This window comes from Bacillus sp. RC252 (assembly GCF_044909215.1).
Lineage (GTDB): Bacteria > Bacillota > Bacilli > Bacillales > Bacillaceae_G > Bacillus_A > Bacillus_A mycoides.
Window position 1 is genome coordinate 56,345 of the sequence record NZ_JBIYDV010000006.1, and the last position, 14,743, is coordinate 71,087.

The window sequence follows — 14,743 nt, forward strand, 5'->3', positions numbered from 1 at the left end:
TTATATTAATGAATGATAGTGTTAGGAGAAATTAAATGATGAAAGCATGGAAAAGTATTTTTGTTTTATGCAGTTTTCTTCTTATGTTAAGTGGTTGCTTCCAGCAAGAAGAAAAGAAGGCAGAACCTAAAAAGAAAGAATCTATTCCAGAAACAAAAGAGTATGGTGGGCGTGAGCTTAAAAAAGTAGGACAAAAAGTGAAAGAAAAAGGGTGGGGGACATTTGAATTAGAACAGATTCATTCTGTGAATCAGACATTTGAAGTAGCCCCAATGAAAATTCACGTACAAGATGTTAAAGTTATCTCATTATCACAAATGAGCAAAGAGGCAAAAAATACATTGAAAGTGTATACTGCATTAACTCCTGAAGAAGTAAAGCGTAGATTGGGAGATAAAGTGAGTCAAGAAGATGCTGAATTATATGCATCGTTAAGTGGAACAGAGATTAGCGATACGATTCGGTATGTTGAAATTACATATAAGGTAGAGAATAGTGGAGATAAGAACATGCAATTTTTCTCTATGAATGATGTTGCTATAAATGACAAACAACATTTTAATGTAGCGACTCAAAACTTTTTATATGATGAAGATACGCTCGTTGGTACAAAGAGTGTTTCAAGGGAAGATTATAGGCCTGGTGAGACACGAGAAGGAATTATCGGTTTAATACTTGATGATGGAAAAGAAAAAGTAAAGGATATTAAGTTTACGACAGATGATTTAGCAGCAGGAGACACAAATGAAGCTGTTAAAGAACCGCAAACTTTTAATATTTCACTCTCTAAATAAAGTGTCTTTATAATAATTTAAGCAAAAACAGTCAGCATAAAAAGTTATGCTGACTGTTTTTTTAGCTCTTTCACATATGAATCTACACTTTGAAAAGGCACTGTAATTTTAAAAGCATCTTTTTGCTCGTTAAATTGTTTTTCATTATAAGGACCAAATCGTTTATTATGCTTTACATCGATAATCCAATAATGTTCAATTTTTTTATTTGTAATTGCTGCGTCAGGATTGTTTGGATCTGATTTTTCCTCAATTTGCTTTGTGATAATGTATTTATCGTCCCAAGCAATTTCTGTAATTTTTGCAGGGATGTATTGTGTAGCATATACAGCATCCTGCGATGGGAAAAGTTCAAATGCATCTCCAGAAGTATGTATGAGTTCATATTCATCGTTAATTGTATAGGTTAAATGGTTTGTATTGCCTGTGCAACCTGTTAATAAGAGTGCGGCAAATAGGATTATCCATCTTTTCAATATGGGAACCTCCTTTATAATGCTGTTGTAACACATTGTACAAGAAAAGTAAGCGAAACGCCAGTTTACAATGTTTTTTAGAAGTGGTACGATGAAACGGGTAAAGAAGGATATGAAGGAGTCGACACAAAATGAAGTTAAAGATGCATCGTCCAGCGCTTGTAATGAATCGCATAGGTGCTTCCCTTATTGACATGTTTTTAATCTCGGTTACGTACGGTGCAGTAGTAGCTATTATTACAGGAAACTATAGTGCTATTTTTAATCGTTTTAATATAAGTTTAGGTGACTATAGATATGACCTTACACTTGTTTTCGTATTAATGGCTATAAATTTTATTCTGTTACCTTTTCTTTGGAACGGTTCTACACTTGGTAAAAAGGTAACAAGAACAAAAATAATCTCGTTAACAAGTGAAAAACTAACGTTACAAACATTAATAATACGATTTTTGGTATTATTATTACCAAGCATATTATTACTTGGAGTTCCATTAATATGCAATGTATATATGATGTTATTCCGCAAAGATAATTGTGGCTTCCATGATTTAATTGCAAAGACAAAAGTGATGAGTCTTGTATAATTAATATTTAGAGTATACGTGCTACTAATGAAATAAGACTTTTTATTGTTTGTATATAAAAAGTCTTATTTTTAATTTCATGAAAAATTCCATAAATGGAATTGATATAGGGCGGATATTTCCTATATAATACCCTCCATATTATTGATGGATGTTTAAAGAAGCGGTAGCTAATTCAAACATCCTATTTTCGTTTTAAATAGATTGAAAATTAAGAGAATGTTATAATGGGTATAAATAATATCGTTATATAACAAAGGGGGATTTGGAATGACTGGAGGTAGCTTAATATTTTGGGGAATTCTTATTTTTATTGGTTTAACCTTCGATCAATATAATAGTAAGAAAAAAAAAGAAACAAAAAAGTAATCGCTTACAAGCTGTAGAGTGAACTTTTCCTGCTTGCAGACTAATCTAATAAAGGAGTATACTGAATGACGGTAAGACTTATAGAAGGGGTAATGAAAATGAAGCTTGCAGGAAAGGTTGCCATTGTAACTGGTGGTGGCATCGGTATTGGACGTAGTACAGCTCTTTTGTTGGCTAAGCAAGGCGCAAAAGTAATTGTGACGGACATTGATCAAGAAAGTGGACAAGCAACAGCTGAGGAAATTACGGATTTAGGCGGAGAAGCACTTTTTGTATCCTACGATATGGGGAAACAAGGAGATTGGCAACGTGTTATTAGTTTTGCTATGGAGGCATACAGTCGTATTGATATGCTTTTTCAAAATGCTGGTCTATATAAAATAGATTCTATTTTTTCTCGCCAACAAGAGAACGATTCCAATGTACTTTGTATTAATGACGTTTGGATAGAGATAAAACAATTAACGTCATCTTTTATGAAACAGCAAGAAGAAGTGGTGCTTAGTGATTTACCTGTTTTTGGTATTATTAGCACGAGAGGACAATCATTTCATACAATAGAAGCCCTAGTATAATAATGGAAAACCGCCCCCAGTATATATGTGGACGGTTTTTTTGTATGTTCTATTATAGAACTTTATTTTTTAACGAATACGTTGTTCGGTTTGGCTATCAAAGAAATGTGCTTTATTCATATCAAAAGCAAGTTTAATTTGGTCACCAGGTGAAAAAGTATGTCTTGCATCAACACGTGCTGCAAAATCTTGATTTCCAAGTTTCATATATAAAATGGATTCAGCCCCTAACAACTCTGCAACTTCAATTTTTGTTGTGAAAGTAGTAGATTGTGAAGCTTCTAAAAATAATAGTTCATCATGAATATCTTCTGGACGAATACCTAAAACAATTTCTTTATTTACATAGCCTTGTTCGCGTAATAACTTCATTTTTCCTTCAGATACTTTAAACTTTAGTGAACTGTCTATAACGAAATCGGTTTCAGTTAATTTTCCACGGAAGAAATTCATTGCGGGTGAACCGATAAAACCACCAACGAAAATATTTTCAGGTGTTTCATATACTTCTTTTGGAGTTCCAATTTGTTGGATTTTGCCGTCTTTCATAACAACAAGGCGTGAAGCCATTGTCATTGCCTCAGTTTGATCATGTGTTACATAAATTGTCGTTGTGCCAAGGCGGTGGTGTAATTTAGAAATTTCTGATCGCATTGCAACACGTAGTTTAGCGTCTAAGTTTGATAATGGTTCATCCATTAAGAAGACTTTTGCGTCTCGAACAATTGCTCTACCTAATGCAACACGTTGACGTTGTCCACCTGATAAAGCTTTCGGTTTTCTATCTAAATATTGTTCAAGCCCTAAAATTTGAGCTGCATGTTTCACTCGACGGTCGATTTCATCTTTTGGTATTTTTCGAAGTTTTAATCCAAATGCCATATTATCATACACACTCATATGTGGATAAAGAGCGTAGTTTTGGAAGACCATTGCGATATCTCGATCTTTTGGAGGAACATCGTTCATTAGCTTACCATCAATTGAAAATTCTCCTTTTGAAATATCTTCAAGCCCAGCTACCATTCGTAGTGTTGTAGATTTTCCGCAGCCAGAAGGACCAACGAATACGATAAATTCTTTATCTTGAATGTGTAAATTAAAATCTGTTACGGCTGTTACGTTATTATCATATATTTTATAAATATTTTCTAATTTAAGTTCTGCCATGATATTTCCCCCTAGAAAGTTTATGCAAACGTTTTCTTTGAATTTATTATAAACGAATAGATTCAAAAAAGAAATAAAAACACTATAAAAAAATAAAACGTTTTCATTATTCCTATGAATATATAATAAGTTCCACATGTTTTATTAGAAAAAGAAAATAAATATTGTAAGCGCTATTTTAAATTTGGATAGAATCTGTTATCATTCAGTAATGAAAACGTTTGCGCCTTAAAAAAAGAAAAAGAATCAATAGTATAGATGAAATGGGGTAGCATAATGGAAAAACAATGGTGGAAAGAAAGTGTAGTATATCAAATTTATCCTCGTAGTTTTATGGATAGTAACGGTGATGGTATAGGTGATCTTCGTGGTATTCTTGCGAAGCTAGATTACTTAAAAGAATTAGGTATTGATGTAATTTGGTTATCACCAGTCTATGAATCTCCAAACGATGATAATGGTTACGATATAAGTGATTATTGTAAAATTATGAATGAGTTCGGAACAATGGAAGATTGGGATGAACTATTACATGAAATGCATAAACGTAATATGAAACTTATGATGGACTTAGTTGTTAATCATACTTCAGATGAACATAATTGGTTTATTGAATCATGTAAATCGAAAGATAATAAATATAGAGACTATTATATATGGCGTCCTGGAAATGAAGGGAAAGAGCCGAATAACTGGGGAGCAGCATTTAGTGGCTCTGCATGGCAATATGATGAAATGACAGATGAATATTATTTGCATCTGTTTTCTAAAAAACAGCCAGATTTAAACTGGGATAATGAAAAGGTGAGACAAGATGTTTATGACATGATGAAGTTTTGGTTAGAAAAAGGAATTGATGGGTTCCGTATGGATGTTATCAATTTTATTTCTAAAGAAGATGGCTTACCATCTGTTGAAACGGATGAAGAAGGATATGTTTCAGGGCATAAACATTTTATGAACGGTCCGAATATTCATAAGTATTTGCATGAAATGAATGAAGACGTATTGTCTCAGTATGACATTATGACGGTTGGGGAAATGCCTGGTGTAACGACAGAAGAGGCTAAATTGTATACAGGGGAAGCTAGAAAAGAACTGCAAATGGTATTCCAATTTGAACATATGGATTTAGATTCCGGAGAAGGCGGGAAATGGGATGTAAAACCATGCTCACTCCTTACTTTGAAACAAAATTTAACAAAGTGGCAAAAAGCATTAGAACAAACAGGATGGAATAGCCTTTATTGGAATAACCATGATCAGCCTCGCGTTGTATCTCGTTTTGGTAATGATGGAGCTTATCATACTGAATCAGCAAAAATGTTAGCGACAGTACTTCATATGATGAAAGGGACACCATATATTTATCAAGGAGAAGAAATCGGAATGACAAATGTTCGATTTGAATCAATTGATGAATACCGAGATATTGAAACACTAAATATGTATAAAGAAAAAGTTATAGAGCGCGGCGAAGATATCGATAAAGTGATGCAGTCTATATATATAAAGGGCCGAGATAATGCTAGAACTCCGATGCAGTGGGATGATAGAGAACATGCTGGATTCACAACGGGTGAGCCTTGGATCGCGGTAAATCCTAACTACAAAGAGATTAACGTGAAACAAGCAATTCAAGATGAAGAATCAATTTTTTATTACTATAAAAAATTGATTGAATTACGTAAAAACAATGAAATAGTTGTGTATGGAACATATGATTTAATATTAGAAAATAACCCCTCTATTTTTGCTTATGTAAGAACATATGGAGAAGAAAAGCTGCTGGTGATTGCAAACTTCACTGCGGATGAATGTGTATTTGAATTGCCAGAGGATATTGTTTATAGTGAAGCAGAGTTATTAATACACAATTATGATGTAGAAAATGTATTGATAGAAAACATTACATTACGACCATATGAAGCAATGGTATTTAAATTGAAATAAGAAAAGCCTTATGCCACCCTGGCATAAGGCTTTTACTATTACCATTTTAAAATAGAGAATCCATACGGTGGAAGTGTAACTTGTAATACACTTGCTTCCGCTGAAAATTCTTCGTTTGTATAAATGTTAATTATTTTCTTCCTGGTAATATGAAGAGGGAGTGAAGTTGTAACTTCACTGTTAGTAGGATTTAAAACGAAAAAGATAGTTTCATCTTCATATGTTTTTGTATAAGAAATATAATTATGTTCATCATTTGCCTCAATGAATTGAAAAGTACCATTTCCTCCAAATGCTTTATGTTGTTTCCGTAATGAAATTAATGTTTGTATATGTGTAAATAAAAGAGTATCTTGTTCTTTTTCATCCCATATCATACATTTGCGGCAGTCAGGGTCCATTCCACCATCCATACCGATTTCATCGCCGTAATAAATACAAGGAGAACCGATGAAAGAAAGGTGAAATACATAGAGTAACTTTAACTTATTTTTATCCCCGTTACATGTTGCTAAAATTCTAGGTGTGTCATGACTGTCTAATAAATGAAATGCCGCTTCATTTACATTCATAGAGTAGGAATGTAGAGAATCGGTAATTTGTTTCATAAATTCACTTGCATGAATGGATTCGTTAGCAAAGTAAGAAAGTAGAGCGTTTGTAACAGGATAGCTCATTACAGCATCAAATTGGTCACCTTGTAGCCATGGGAGTGCATCGTGCCAAATTTCACCTAAAATATATACTTCAGGATTCAATGCTTTTATTTCACTTCGGAATTCTCTCCAAAAACTGTGATCGACTTCATTTGCTACATCAAGGCGCCAACCGTCTATATTGAATTCTCTTACCCAATAACGCCCTACTTCAAGTAAATATTCTTTTACATCTGGGTGTGCTGTATTTAATTTAGGCATATACGGTGTAAATGCGAAAGTATCATAATTAGGAAGTGGCTCGGTTATAATTGGGAATTCATGAATGTGGAACCAATCTTTATAGGCGGAATTCTCACCGTGGTTCAGCACGTTTTGAAATTTAACAAAGAAGTATCCGCTATGATTAAAAACAGCGTCGAGCATTACTTTTATACCATGTTTATGACACGCCTGAACGAGTTCTTTGAAAGTTTCTTTCGTCCCAAATTGTGGATCGATTTCCATGTAATCAATTGTGTCATATTTATGATTCGAATGAGCTTTGAAAATAGGAGTGAAATATATTCCGGAAATTCCAAGCTTCACAAGGTAATCAAGGTTTTGAATAATACCAGCAAAATCTCCGCCGAAAAAATTAGTTGGAGTTGGTTCGGTACTTCCCCAAGGGAGGGTGTTTGCTGGATTTAATGTGTTATCCCCGTTAGCGAATCGTTCCGGGAAAATTTGATACCATACTGTGTCTTTAATCCAGGATGGTGCCCTGAAAACGTCTTTTGCATGAACAAATGGAAAGCAGAAAAAGTTACCGACATCGTCATTTGGGATATTAGAAAAAAATCCTCGTTCTGTATAAATAAAAGTTTCTACGTCGTTTTTTAATTCGAATCCATAACGTAAGCGTTTAAATTTTGGTTTGATTGAAACGGACCAATAATCAAATAACTCAGTAGATCCAGTTTTTTTCATCGGTGTACTCGCTGTAATCCATTTCCCGTCCTGCCATTCGTACGGGTCACCGTAGATGAGAGCGGCGTTGTGAACATCATCTCTTTTTGTGTGTATTCGGATGTGAATTGTTTTTTCGTCGTAAGCGTATGCATAATTATCTTTTGGCCTATGATAGATCGCTTCTTTAAGCATATAGAAAATCCCCCTTTAATATCTCTATACATATAGTTCCCTTAAACGAAATAATAAAGATTATGTTGCAAACGATTGCCTTCCACATAACTTTAATATTGCTTATAAGAGTAGTATTCATTTTATGTAAAGTCAATGAATAAAGAGTATGATAAGATTATTTTGAAAATTAATATTTGCAAAATGAATAAAAGGATGTATAATGATAGACAAATAGCGCAAACGTTTTCATAGATTTAGATATTGTTTGCGCTTCTATTAAACAATTAAATGCAAACGTTTTCAATTAAAGAGGTACATAGACAATTTAGGGAGGTTTTTGGGATGAAGAAAGCATTATCACTATTAACGATTTCAGCATTGTCAATCGGTATGTTATCTGCATGTGGACCGAAAGATTCAGGGGAAAAAGAAGCAAGTAAAGAGAAGAAAGATTATGATCTTCTCGTTTGGGAAGATGAGAAAAAAGGTGTGGGTTTAGAGCCGGCAGTGAAAAGTTTTGAAAAGAAATATAATGTGAAAGTAAAAGTTGAAGAGGTTCAGATGACGAAACAAATAGAAAAACTTCGTCTCGACGGTCCAGCTGGTACAGGGCCAGATGTTGTAACATTGCCACATGATCATATTGGTAATGCGGTAACAGAAGGGCTACTTTCAGAGGTGAAAGTGGATGATACGGTAAAAAATAAATTTACAGATTTATCAATAAAGGCACAAACATACGACGGAAAACTATACGGTTTACCAAAAGCAATTGAAACACCAATCTTTATTTATAATAAAAAATTAATGTCAAAAGCACCAGAGACGATGGATGAGCTGTATAACTTCTCAAAAGACTTTACGAAAGATGACAAGTACGGATTTTTAACATTAGGAGATAACTTCTATTTTGCTAACGCATTTATGGAGGGTATGGGCGGTTATGTATTTGGTGAAAAAGATGGAAAACTGACTCCGACAGATATTGGATTAAATAATAGTGGTGCAGTACAAGGTGCTGAATATATTCAAAAATGGTATAAAGAAAAATTATTACCAAAAGGAATTATTGGTGAATCTGGCGGTTCAGCTGCAGATGGATTATTTAATGAAGGAAAAGCAGCATCTATTATGAATGGTCCATGGGCATTCCAAGCGATGGAAAAGGCTGGAATTGATTATGGTGTTGCTCCAATGCCGAAATTACCAAATGGTCAACCGATGAAAACATTTGTTGGGGTAAAAGGATGGCATGTAACAAGTTTCTCTAAACAAAATGATTTAGCTACAAAATTCACTGAGTGGGTAACAAATGAAGAAAACGCGAAAATTCGATTTGAGAAAACAAAAGAAATTCCTCCAGTAAAATCAGTGATGGAAGATCCAATTATTAAAGATAATGAGGCTGCAAAAGCAGTTGCGACTCAATCAGAAAATGGAATCCCGATGCCGAATATTCCAGAAATGCAAGAAGTTTGGAAACCAGCTGGAGATGCGCTTCAATTAGTTGTATCAAATAAACAAGAGCCAAAAGCAGCACTTGATAATGCAGTGAAACAAATTAAAGGTAATATTGAGGCAAACCACAGCAATAAAAAATAAGGTGAAATTCGTGCCTCTAATAGGAGAGGCACGAATTCTCTCCCTTCCAAGTAGGAAGAAAAAAGGGGGAAGGAACATGCAAACATCTATGGAACCAGAGAAAGAGTTAAACGGTTCAAAGCATAGGAAAATGGCGACCATGTTATCAATCATTCCAGGTATTGGTCAACTATATAATAAACAATTTGTAAAAGGTCTTATTTTTCTAGTATTAACAGGTTCATTTATTGTAGCATTTGCTGATTTGTTAAATATAGGATTATGGGGAATTGTAACGCTTGGTACAGAAGTTCCACGTGACCATTCGGTCTTTCTATTAGTAGAAGGGATTTTGGCACTAATCGTCGTTGTGTTTGGTCTAGGGATATATGCATTTAACTTATATGATGCATATCAAAATGGGAAAAAACGTGATATAGGAACGCCATTAAACTCTGTAAAAGAGCAATATCGTAACTTATTAGATCAAGGTTTTCCATATTTAATGGTTTCACCAGGTTTTCTATTGCTTATCTTTGTTGTTGTTTTCCCAATCATTTTCGTAATTTTAATTGGATTTACGAATTATGATTTATATCACTCTCCTCCAGCTAAATTAGTAGATTGGGTGGGCTTTAAAAACTTTATTGATATTTTCACATTACCAATGTGGAGAGATACATTTTTAAGTGTATTCTCTTGGACTGTCATTTGGACATTTGTTGCAACAACATTACAAGTTGCACTTGGTATTTTCTTAGCGATTATCGTAAATCAGCCTGGTATTAAAGGTAAGGCAATTATTCGAACAATCTTCATTTTACCGTGGGCTGTTCCAGCATTCGTATCTATTCTTGTCTTCTCGGGTATGTTTAATGAAACATTTGGAGCAATTAATAATCAAGTATTAGCTTTATTCGGGATTGAAAAGATTGCTTGGATGACAGATCCGTTTTGGGCGAAGATTGCTTTAATTATGATCCAAACGTGGCTCGGTTTCCCATTCGTATTTGCAATGACAACAGGTATATTGCAATCGATTCCAGGAGAATTATATGAAGCTGCTACAGTAGATGGGGCAACTGCTTGGCAACAGTTCCGTAAAATTACATTGCCACTTGTTTTATACGCAACAGCACCAATTTTGATTACACAGTATACGTTTAACTTTAATAATTTTAGTATTATTTATCTATTTAATAGCGGGGGACCTGCTGTGTCTGGACAAAATGCGGGTGGAACGGATATTTTAATTTCATGGATCTATAAGTTAACGATGACTTCGGCTCAGTACGGAAAAGCAGCAGCTCTTACAATGATTTTATCGTTAATTGTTATTACAGTTGCGTTATGGCAATTTAAGAGAACAAAATCATTCCAAGAAGAGGATATGATGTAAATGAATATTAAACGACAAAAGATGTTACGTCTTTCATTAAGTTATTTAGTTATCTTCATAATGTGTGCGATTATTTTCTATCCATTATTATGGATAATTGGCTCATCGTTTAATCCAGGGGATAGTTTATCTGGGTCAAGTATTATTCCGAAAAATGCCACGTTAGATCATTATCGCAAGCTACTTGATCTCGATTCAAGTAATTACTTACTTTGGTATAAAAATACTTTAAAAGTTAGTGTAATGACGATGATTTTTTCGGTGTTAGCAATTAGCTTTACTGCTTATGCATTTTCGAGATATCGTTTTGTCGGAAGAAAAAATGGTTTATTAACATTTTTAATTCTGCAAATGATCCCGAATTTTGCAGCGTTAATCGCACTATATATATTAGCTCAGTTAACAGGATTACTTGATACACATCTTGCATTAATTTTAATTTATGTGGGCGGAGCAATTCCGATGAATACATGGCTAATGAAAGGGTATTTTGATACGATTCCGAAAGAGTTGGATGAATCAGCTCGAATGGATGGAGCAGGGCATTTCCGTATTTTCTGGCAAATCATTATGCCGCTTGCAAAACCAATCGTAGCGGTTGTAGCTTTATTCACTTTCATCGGTCCATTTACAGATTTCATTTTAGCGAGTATTATTTTGCGCACACCGGAAAATTATACTTTAGCAGTTGGACTATATGAAATGGTAGCGAAAAAATTTGGTAATGAATTTACGACATTTGCAGCTGGCTCAGTATTAATTGCAATTCCGATTTCTATTTTATTCTTATCGCTGCAAAAATATTTTGTTTCCGGTTTAACAGCTGGAGGTACGAAAGGATGAAAATGGGACATTACGTCCCATTTCTCTTTTCATCTCCCTATAAAAAATTTGTAGGGAGATGAAAAGAGATTTGACATCACATGCGAAAAGATGTGAAATAAATAGTATATTATAGTATAGGAAAATAAAGCTATATCCCTTACAATACATGGAGAGGGAGAAGATAATAATTTTTGCAAGATAGAACGAAGTGATGAAAGTTTGCGGTTTCTCCTATTACTTGCAACGATTGCAAGATAACAATATATGAAAAATGGCAGAGAAGTGAGAGGAGGGGATTTTTATGACAGTTACAATTAAAGATGTGGCGAAGAAAGCAAATGTTGCACCATCGACGGTTTCCCGTGTAATTGCTGATAATCCAAGTATAAGTGAAAAGACAAAGCGCCGTGTTCGAAAAGTAATGAGTGAACTAGGCTATCATCCAAATTTAAATGCAAGAAACCTTGCGAACCAGACAACAAAAACGCTTGGGCTCGTTATGCCGAGCTCTGCAAGTAAAGCTTTTCAAAATCCGTTTTTCCCAGAAGTTATAAGAGGAATAAGCTCATTTGCACATATGGAAGGGTATGCGCTCTATATGTCGACAGGTGAAACGGAAGAAGAAATTTTTAATGGTGTTATAAAGATGGTACAAGGGCGTCAAATTGGTGGCATTATTCTTTTATATTCAAGAGAGAACGATCGGATTATTCAATATTTGCATGAACAAAATTTCCCGTTTGTTTTAATAGGAAAGCCATATGATCGAAAAGATGAAATTACATATGTAGATAATGACAATTATACGGCTGCAAGAGAAGTAGCGGAATATTTGATTTCATTAGGGCATAAGCAAATCGCGTTCATTGGCGGTGGCTCAGATTTACTTGTAACGAGAGAGCGTTTGGCGGGGATGAGTGATGCTTTGAAACTTGCAGATATTCTATTGCCGAAAGAGTATATTTTACACTTTGATTTTTCAAGAGAGAGTGGTCAACAGGCTGTTGAGGAATTAATGGGACTAAAGCAACCACCGACGGCAATTATGGCAACGGATGATTTAATTGGACTTGGCGTGTTAAGTGCGCTTTCTAAAAAAGGATTTGTTGTACCGAAAGATGTTTCGATTGTAAGCTTTAACAATGCTTTATTATCAGAAATTGCTAGTCCACCACTTTCGACAGTTGATGTGAATATTTATCAATTAGGGTATGAAGCGGCAAAAGCTTTAGTTGATAAGGTGGAGCATTCTGAATCTACTTCAAAATGCATTATTATTCCGCATAAATTATTGAAGCGTCAAACTTGTGATCATTATGCAACAAAAAGCTAAGAGTTTAACTCTTAGCTTTTTTCTTTAGAAAGGCTTCTAAACGGTCACAGCCTTCTTTTAAAGTTTCAATACTGTAAGCATAGGAAAGGCGAAGGTAGCCTTCACCGTATTCGGAAAATGCGGTTCCAGGAACAACGGCTAGCCCAGCCTCTTTTACAAGATCAAGTGCAAAATCAAATGATGAAGATGTTAAATGTCCAACATATGGGAATAAATAAAATGCACCTGTTGGCTTCTCAACCGTTAAACCCATTTGAATGAGTCTATTATATACGTAATCACAGCGTTTTTTGTATTGATAGCGCATCATCTTCGGGGCATCTTTAGCAGCTGTTAAAGCTTCGATTGCAGCATACTGAGCGATTGAAGTAGCGCATGTAACATTGTATTGATGAACTTTTAATATGTGTTTTGCTAAATATTCTGGAGCAAATAAAAGTCCGATACGCCAGCCGGTCATAGAATGTGATTTTGATAATCCGTTAATGACAATCGTCTTATCACGCATTTCTGGGAAATGAGCGATAGATGTGTGTTTTTCTTCATATACAAGTTCACTATAAATTTCATCAGAAAGAACGAAAATATTTTTATCTTTTAAGACAGATACAATATCTTCTAATTCTTCTTTTGATAAGGTAACACCAGTTGGATTAGAAGGATACGGTAAAACGACGCATCTTGTTCGTTCTGTAATTGCATGTTGCAATGCTTCAGCTGTTAAACGAAATCCAGTTTCGCGAACATCTATAAAAATAGGAGTTGCACCACATAGTCGAATAATCGGCTCGTAACCAGGGTAAATAGGAGCAGGTAAAATTACTTCCGTTCCTGGTTCTAAAATAGTTCGGAATGCAACATCGATCGCTTCACTAGCACCGATTGTAACAATGGTTTCGTTTTCAGGTGAATAATGTAAATTGTAGTTGTCCTTTACAAAGTTACAAGCTGCCTTGCGTAATTCTAGTAAACCAGCGTTATGTGTATAGCTTGTATAATTTTCTGTAATGGCCCGTTTAGCTGCTTCTTTTACTAGAGAAGGTGTAGGGAAATCGGGTTGCCCAATTGTTAAAGAGATAAGATTATCATAGTTTTGAATCATATTAGAGAACTGACGGATTCCAGAAATTTGGATGTCCTTCACTCTAGGATTAATGAATTGTTCCATTGTATCTCCCTTTCTTCCGTTTGAAAATTAAGTTCATTTTATCATATTTTCAACTATTACGCTTTGTTTATAAAATTTCCCCCGCTATTTGTGAAAGATAAGAATCGTATCTTAAAATTCAGTGGAAGTAAGAAATTATGTGAGGGTTCAAATGTCTATAAGAGTATAAGCTGTGTGAGTTAATTAAAGTTTCACTTAAGCATAAACACAAAAAAAGCCGCTGCAAGCGACTTTTTAATAACCGTATTCCCAATCTATTTCATCTTCGTTCCAAAGTACGGAAGATACTTTGCCAAGATGGACAACGGATTCATTTACAGCACATGTACAGTCTTCGTCCCCTGCTTTATGTTGCAATTCTTCGTATACTGATTTTTCAACGTTTTCTAGCACAACCAAATTTTCTTCTTTTAAAACAAGCGTAGTACCCGCCATATTTATCTTCCTCCTACTAAAGTAATGATCACTTATTTGTAAACATAGATAGTATGGATTATATGCTGTATTTTGCGATAGTTGTCCGTCTAGTGAAGTGTTTTTTATTTTCTTTGTAATCCGTATTCATTGTATACTGCACGAAGGAAATTTGGTACAGGGTTTACAATCATTTCGGAAATTTGTAACATTTATTATTAGTTGTTAACAAATAATTAACAAAGATGTTAAGAAAAATCAAAATTTTGAAACAAATAGACTTATAAAATGATATAATCATATCAAAATACATATAGG

Annotated in this window: 14 protein-coding genes; 9 read left to right on the plus strand and 5 right to left on the minus strand. The window is 34.4% G+C overall.

Features of this window, described 5'->3' with window-relative positions; all coding sequences use genetic code 11:
* Positions 1 to 35: 35 nt before the first annotated feature.
* Complete coding sequence (locus tag ABH960_RS10190; protein ID WP_002066932.1) at positions 36 to 794, plus strand: hypothetical protein; 759 nt, start codon at positions 36 to 38, stop codon at positions 792 to 794.
* A 44-nt stretch (positions 795 to 838) separates the two neighbouring features.
* Here the strand turns inward: ABH960_RS10190 and ABH960_RS10195 are convergent, their stop codons facing one another.
* Positions 839 to 1,270 (minus strand): DUF3997 domain-containing protein, encoded by a 432-nt coding sequence (locus ABH960_RS10195; protein ID WP_002128907.1) that lies wholly within the window; start codon positions 1,268 to 1,270, stop codon positions 839 to 841.
* A gap of 131 nt (positions 1,271 to 1,401) precedes the next feature.
* Here ABH960_RS10195 and ABH960_RS10200 point away from each other — a divergent pair, with 131 nt between their 5' ends.
* The 3 genes from ABH960_RS10200 (at position 1,402) to ABH960_RS10210 (ending at position 2,801) form a co-directional block, all read left to right on the plus strand.
* Entirely contained in the window at positions 1,402 to 1,857 is a 456-nt protein-coding gene (locus tag ABH960_RS10200) for an RDD family protein (protein ID WP_002138152.1), read from the plus strand.
* Between the two features lie 270 nt (positions 1,858 to 2,127).
* Positions 2,128 to 2,226 carry a hypothetical protein gene (locus tag ABH960_RS10205; RefSeq protein WP_002128904.1) on the plus strand — a complete coding sequence of 33 codons (99 nt, stop codon included), beginning with the start codon at positions 2,128 to 2,130 and terminating at the stop codon, positions 2,224 to 2,226.
* A gap of 65 nt (positions 2,227 to 2,291) precedes the next feature.
* The gene (locus tag ABH960_RS10210) at positions 2,292 to 2,801 is read left to right on the plus strand and encodes an SDR family NAD(P)-dependent oxidoreductase (RefSeq protein ID WP_002066937.1); all 510 of its coding nucleotides are present in this window, start codon (positions 2,292 to 2,294) and stop codon (positions 2,799 to 2,801) included.
* A 69-nt stretch (positions 2,802 to 2,870) separates the two neighbouring features.
* On the opposite strand, the gene ABH960_RS10215 is transcribed toward ABH960_RS10210, so the two are convergent.
* Positions 2,871 to 3,971, minus strand: coding sequence for an ABC transporter ATP-binding protein (locus ABH960_RS10215; RefSeq protein ID WP_002128903.1), 1,101 nt, complete (start codon positions 3,969 to 3,971; stop codon positions 2,871 to 2,873).
* A 276-nt stretch (positions 3,972 to 4,247) separates the two neighbouring features.
* Here ABH960_RS10215 and malL point away from each other — a divergent pair, with 276 nt between their 5' ends.
* Entirely contained in the window at positions 4,248 to 5,924 is a 1,677-nt protein-coding gene (malL, locus tag ABH960_RS10220) for an oligo-1,6-glucosidase (RefSeq protein ID WP_404444871.1), read from the plus strand.
* Between the two features lie 38 nt (positions 5,925 to 5,962).
* On the opposite strand, the gene ABH960_RS10225 is transcribed toward malL, so the two are convergent.
* A complete protein-coding gene (locus ABH960_RS10225) occupies positions 5,963 to 7,723 on the minus strand; it encodes an alpha-glycosidase (RefSeq protein ID WP_404444874.1) in 1,761 nt (586 codons plus the stop codon).
* A gap of 324 nt (positions 7,724 to 8,047) precedes the next feature.
* Between ABH960_RS10225 and ABH960_RS10230 the strand changes: the two genes are divergently transcribed.
* The 4 genes from ABH960_RS10230 to malR all read left to right on the plus strand — a co-directional run bounded on the left by ABH960_RS10230 (position 8,048) and on the right by malR (position 12,843).
* Positions 8,048 to 9,307, plus strand: a complete 1,260-nt coding sequence (locus ABH960_RS10230) for an extracellular solute-binding protein (protein ID WP_404444878.1) — start codon at positions 8,048 to 8,050, stop codon at positions 9,305 to 9,307.
* 76 nt (positions 9,308 to 9,383) lie between these two features.
* Positions 9,384 to 10,685 (plus strand): maltosaccharide ABC transporter permease MalC, encoded by a 1,302-nt coding sequence (gene malC / locus ABH960_RS10235; RefSeq protein WP_404444881.1) that lies wholly within the window; start codon positions 9,384 to 9,386, stop codon positions 10,683 to 10,685.
* Positions 10,686 to 11,528 (plus strand): maltosaccharide ABC transporter permease MalD, encoded by an 843-nt coding sequence (gene malD / locus ABH960_RS10240; RefSeq protein WP_001022600.1) that lies wholly within the window; start codon positions 10,686 to 10,688, stop codon positions 11,526 to 11,528.
* 283 nt (positions 11,529 to 11,811) lie between these two features.
* Complete coding sequence (gene malR, locus ABH960_RS10245; protein ID WP_404444884.1) at positions 11,812 to 12,843, plus strand: maltose operon transcriptional repressor MalR; 1,032 nt, start codon at positions 11,812 to 11,814, stop codon at positions 12,841 to 12,843.
* 4 nt (positions 12,844 to 12,847) lie between these two features.
* Here malR and ABH960_RS10250 read toward each other — a convergent pair whose 3' ends face one another.
* Both ABH960_RS10250 and ABH960_RS10255 read right to left on the minus strand, forming a co-directional pair.
* Positions 12,848 to 14,011, minus strand: a complete 1,164-nt coding sequence (locus ABH960_RS10250; protein ID WP_002128899.1) for an aminotransferase A — start codon at positions 14,009 to 14,011, stop codon at positions 12,848 to 12,850.
* A gap of 234 nt (positions 14,012 to 14,245) precedes the next feature.
* Entirely contained in the window at positions 14,246 to 14,446 is a 201-nt protein-coding gene (locus ABH960_RS10255) for a hypothetical protein (protein ID WP_000929276.1), read from the minus strand.
* Positions 14,447 to 14,743: the final 297 nt, after the last annotated feature.